We start from the raw sequence: 4,621 nt of genomic DNA, 5'->3' as shown, positions 1-4,621 counted from the left end.
GCCCGGCCCGGCGCACAGCAGGCGCGCGTCGTCCATGCCGCGCCGCGTGCGCATCAGCGCCAGCCCGTCGACCGGCTCCAGCGCCCGGATCAGCACGCCCGCGCCGTGCCCCGCTTCGCGGCAGACGAAATTCAGGCACCAGTGCAGGCCGTGCGACTGGTACACATAGCTGTGCGCCGGCGGCCCGAACATGGAAAAATTGCGCGCGGTCTGGCCGATGTAGCAATGCGAGGCCGGCTCCGCCTGGTCGTAAGCCTCGACCTCGACGATGCGGCCGCCGACCCCGTCCACCAGCAACGTCATCCCGATCAGCTGCGGCGCCACCAGCTGCGACGACGCGCTGAAATCGATTCCCGCCAATTCGGCAAACATCCCCCTCCCAGTGCAATGTAGCCGGCACGACCAGAAAACCCGTGCCAGATTATTATTGTTTTAGGGCAATACGCGACAAAATATGGCGTATCGCCCGCAAAATCCGCACAAATTCGCGCCGGCCCGGCGCGCTTGCGGCGATAATCGCGGATGGCCGCGCTCAGCAAAAGTGTTGCCTCTAGTTTATAGTGTTGCTATTTTTCCCGCCGATACCACAATGACGACCGCCGCCGCCCAAGCTTTGCCTACCGAAAACGCGGTGGAAGACGCGCTGATGCGCTCCATCCGGATTCCGCCACGGCCCAGCCTGCTCGTCGACCTGCAGCGCGAGCTGGCCAAGGCCGACCCGTCGCCGCGCCAGATCGCGCGCATCATCGCCAACGACGTCGGCATGTCGGGCGCGCTGCTGAAGCTGGCCAATTCGCCGTTCTTCGGCGCCGCGCGCAAGGCCAAATCGGTCGAGCAGGCCATCAACTTCCTCGGCATCAACCAGTGCGCGGCGCTGCTGACCGGGCTGCTGGCGCGCCAGGCGATCGAGGGCAAGGAAGCCGACCTTAACGCATTCTGGGAAATTTCGGCGCGCCGGGCGCAAGCGTTGGTGTTCACCTCGCGCAAGCTGCGCATCGCCCCGCCCGACATCGCCCACACCTTCGGCCTGTTCTGCGACATCGGCGTGCCGCTGCTGATGAACCGCTTCGCCAACTACGCCGAGACCTACGAGGACGCCTGCAACGATCCGGTGAACCCGTTCACCGCCATCGAGGATCAGCGCTACAGCACCAACCATGCCGCCATCGGCTGCCTGCTGGCGCGCAACTGGGGACTGTCGCCGGACGTCTGCTGGGCCATCCTGCACCACCACGATTACCGCGTGCTGGACGACCCGGCCACCGACGACGCCATCCGCTCGCTGGTGGCGCTGTCGCTGCTGGCCGAAAAAGGCATCCAGCGCCTGCACGGCCACAGCCTGTCGCACGAATGGGAAAAAGGCGGCGCGGCGGCCTGCCGCCACCTCGGCCTGAGCGAGGATGAAACCGAAGACCTGCTCGACGAGCTGAACGAAACCTTCCACACCGAACGCTAAGAAACATCCATGCCGAAAAATAAGAAGCCGGTCCCGCGCAAGTCCGCCAACGCGCCGGAACTCAAGGACGAACAACAGACCACCGAACTGTGCGCGCTGGCGCTGGAGCTGGCCGACGAATCGGCCGGCGCCGACATCGTGGCCGCCAGCACCCGCGCCGAGCTGGCGCAAAAGCGCATCGATTTCCAGCGCCTGCTGCGCCGCCTGCTGAGCCAGAACCGCAATGAGGTGCTGTACGGCGCCATCGAAATGGCGCGCGACGAAGCGCTGGACGGCTACCGCTACCTGCGCACCGCCATCGAGGAAGGCGCGGCCAACCTGATCCTGCGCCGCGAGGACGGCCCCGAGCTGGAAATCGACGCCTTCGCGATTCCCGTGTTCGTGCACAGCCAGGGCGGCCTCGACCCGGCCGCCGATTTCCAGGACGGCGCCGCCTATGACGCGCTGCTGGCCAGCTTCAGCTCCGCCGGACTGGAAAGCCCCAAGGCCAAGGTGGTGCTGGTCAGCCACGCCTACGACCTCGACGAAATGCAGCGCATTACCTTCGGCCAGTTGCAGGCCATGGTGCGTGAGGCGGCGCAATCGCTGACCGAGAAAAAAATCGCCGCCGCGCCGGCGCTGGAGCGCAGCCTCAAAACCGGCTGGGCGGCCACCAGCTTCGGCCCGCAGGACACGGCGGTCGAGCTGCGCTTCCTGCTCGGCTTCGCCCTCAAGCGCGCCGACGATCCGTTCTACCAGGTCCCGGCCGGCGAAAAAGCCGCCGACGCCTATTTCGCCCGGCGCGCCGAGCGTTACCAGCAATGGACCGCCGACCACGCGCCGCTGGTGGCGCGCTGCCTGGGCCGCGCGCGCGGCGCCGATCCGGCGCTGAGCCTGAACTTCCTGTACCAGGACCTGTTCTTCGGCGCCCTGGCCCAGGGTCTGGAAGAATATGCGCTGCTGCGGCTGATGTCGGCGCTGAACCAGGCGCTGGCCGGCCACGATCCGGCCCAGGCCAGCGTGGCGATCGCGCCCGACGACGATGGCTACGATCCCTTCCTGCGCCTCGAACTGTCGCTCGGTGGCGCCGTGCTGGCCACCGTCGAGCATCCGCTGGACCCGGCCGCCGACGCGGCAACGGCGCTGGCCGAGCTCGAGGACGCGCTGGCCAGCCTTGGCATCACGGCAATCAACCTGGCCGACCAGCCACTTTCCTGAAAGCGATTTCCCGTTTGACAGTGACACCCTAGCCGAGGATACTTGGCTGGACGCGGGACGCAGATCCCGCTGCCTGGTGCGGCGCAGGCCTTATGCTCCGCAGCAAAGGGAGACAATCATGAAACCATGGGCCATGATCCTGTGCGCCGCCGCTTTCCTCAGTGGCTGCGCCAGCCAGCCGTCGGCGCCGGTCGCGCCGCGCGTGCAACTGTTCCACGACCAGCTGTTCCAGCCGCCGTCCGAGCGCATCGACGCCGCCCGCGTGTTCGCGCTGACCCCGGCGATGCGCGACTACCTGCACAATGAAATCAACAGCGCCAGCCAGAGCCGCGACGTCCGCCGCCAGCTGTTCGACGCGCTGTACCGGCGCGACAAGCTGCAGGTCGAATACGATTCCACCATGACCCGCAACGCCGCCCAGACGTTCGAGGCGCGCTCGGGCAACTGCCTGTCGCTGGCCATCATGACCGGCGCGCTGGCGCGCGAACTGGGCCTGCCGGTGCAGTACCAGCAGATCGAGGTGGACGAGGTGTGGAGCCGCGCCGGCAACCTGTACTTCGCCAGCAACCACGTCAACCTGGCGTTGGGCCGGCCGCGCAACGACCACAATCCTTATATGACGTACAGCATGGACACCGCCAATTTCCTCACGGTGGACTTCATCCCGATCTCGCCCAAGGCGCGCGAGAACGCCAAGGTGCTGAGCGAGACCACCATCCTGGCCATGTATCTCAACAACCGCGCCGCCGAGCTGCTATCCACCGGCAAGACCGACGACGCCTACTGGGCCGCGCGCCAGGCGGCCGAGACCGACCCGCTGTTCCTCAACGCCTACAACACCCTGGGTGTGATCTACCAGCACCACGGCGACAACGCGGCCGCCGAGCAGGCGCTGCGCTACGCCCACGACCAAGCGCCCGACAACACCATCTACCTGGCCAACCTGGCGCAGACGCTGGAAAACCAGAACAAGCTGGAAGAGGCCGGCGTGCTGCGCGCCCGCCTGGCGCAGCTGGAGCCCTATCCGCCATTCCACTTCTTCCAGCTGGGCCAGGAAGCCATGAAGGCCGGCGACTATGCGCGCGCGCGCAACATGTTCGAACGCGAGCTGGAACGGGTACCCGACTATCACGAGTTCCACTTCTGGCTGGCGGTGGCCAACTACCAGCTGGGCAACCTGCGCGCGGCCGACGCCCACATGGCGCTGGCCATGCAGAACAGCACCACGCGCGGCGACCACGACCTGTATTCGGCCAAGTTGGACCGCATCCGCGCCTACGAGGCGCAGGCGCGGGCAAAATAGCAAGCGGCTGAACCTGATTTGACGTATTTCGCAGTCCGCGCTTGACACTTAGTTGCGTTCGCGCAACAATTGTAAGTAAATCAAGCCGCACAAAGGATACGTCCATGTTCCGATTCAGGTCCGCTCCCGCCCCCCTCTCCCTGACCATTGCCGCGCTGTTGACGGCCTGCGGCGGTGGTGGCGGCGGCGGCAGCAGTGGTGGCAGCGACGGCGGCACCAACCCGCCGCTCGTCACGCCCGCGCTCAGCTTCACGCCCGCCACCGTCAGCGCCAGCATTCCGGCCGGCACCTCGCAAACCCTGAGCGTGATTGGCGCCGTCGCGCGGCCATCCGATTTCAGCGGCGCCACCGTCTTCCCCAGCATCGTCGACAGCAACGGCGTGCTGCTGCCCAACGCGCAGCTGGTGCGCGACAGCGACAGCCAGTACCACGCCGTACTGCAATCGGCGCCGACCCTGGCGGCCGGCAATTACAAGGGCAGCTTCAGCGTGCGCCTGTGCCGCGACAGCGGCTGCGCCAGCCAGTTCCCCGGCTCGCCGGTGGCGCTGCCGTACGAGCTCACCGTCACGCCGGCGGGCGTCGCTCCCTTCAGCGCCGTCAGCGTCATGCCGCTGACGGCCACCGGCCAGGCCGGCGGCACCGCGCCGGCCACGCGCTGCGCGAGG

The 4,621-nt window shown here is 67.1% G+C and carries 4 protein-coding genes and 1 pseudogene; 4 read left to right on the top strand and 1 reads right to left on the bottom strand.

Annotation, left to right across the window (positions count from 1 at the left end):
* Positions 1 to 372 (bottom strand): DNA-3-methyladenine glycosylase (locus E4L98_RS25340; protein ID WP_135204311.1); only part of this gene is annotated, 372 nt, incomplete at its 3' end.
* Positions 373 to 589: 217 nt separating this feature from the next.
* Here E4L98_RS25340 and E4L98_RS25335 point away from each other — a divergent pair.
* From E4L98_RS25335 to E4L98_RS25320, 4 genes and pseudogenes are all read left to right on the top strand, one after another.
* Positions 590 to 1,456, top strand: coding sequence for an HDOD domain-containing protein (locus E4L98_RS25335; RefSeq protein WP_135204310.1), 867 nt, complete (start codon positions 590 to 592; stop codon positions 1,454 to 1,456).
* 9 nt (positions 1,457 to 1,465) lie between these two features.
* A complete protein-coding gene (locus tag E4L98_RS25330; RefSeq protein ID WP_135204309.1) occupies positions 1,466 to 2,653 on the top strand; it encodes a hypothetical protein in 1,188 nt (395 codons plus the stop codon).
* Between the two features lie 118 nt (positions 2,654 to 2,771).
* Positions 2,772 to 3,956 carry a tetratricopeptide repeat protein gene (locus E4L98_RS25325; RefSeq protein ID WP_135204308.1) on the top strand — a complete coding sequence of 395 codons (1,185 nt, stop codon included), beginning with the start codon at positions 2,772 to 2,774 and terminating at the stop codon, positions 3,954 to 3,956.
* A 104-nt stretch (positions 3,957 to 4,060) separates the two neighbouring features.
* Positions 4,061 to 4,621: pseudogene (locus E4L98_RS25320) on the top strand (BACON domain-containing protein); the annotation flags it as partial.

Source organism: Duganella callida (assembly GCF_004614165.1).
Classification (GTDB): Bacteria; Pseudomonadota; Gammaproteobacteria; order Burkholderiales; family Burkholderiaceae_D; genus Rugamonas; species Rugamonas callida.
The sequence above is the reverse complement of the archived record's forward strand: the minus strand, read 5'-3'. Positions and strand labels throughout refer to the sequence as shown.

Bases quoted from the DNA above. Each gene is read 5' to 3' on its own strand.
- E4L98_RS25335 (WP_135204310.1), top strand. From the start codon at position 590: ATGACGACCGCCGCCGCCCAAGCTTTGCCTACCGAAAACGCGGTGGAA.
- E4L98_RS25330 (WP_135204309.1), top strand. From the start codon at position 1,466: ATGCCGAAAAATAAGAAGCCGGTCCCGCGCAAGTCCGCCAACGCGCCG.
- E4L98_RS25325 (WP_135204308.1), top strand. From the start codon at position 2,772: ATGAAACCATGGGCCATGATCCTGTGCGCCGCCGCTTTCCTCAGTGGC.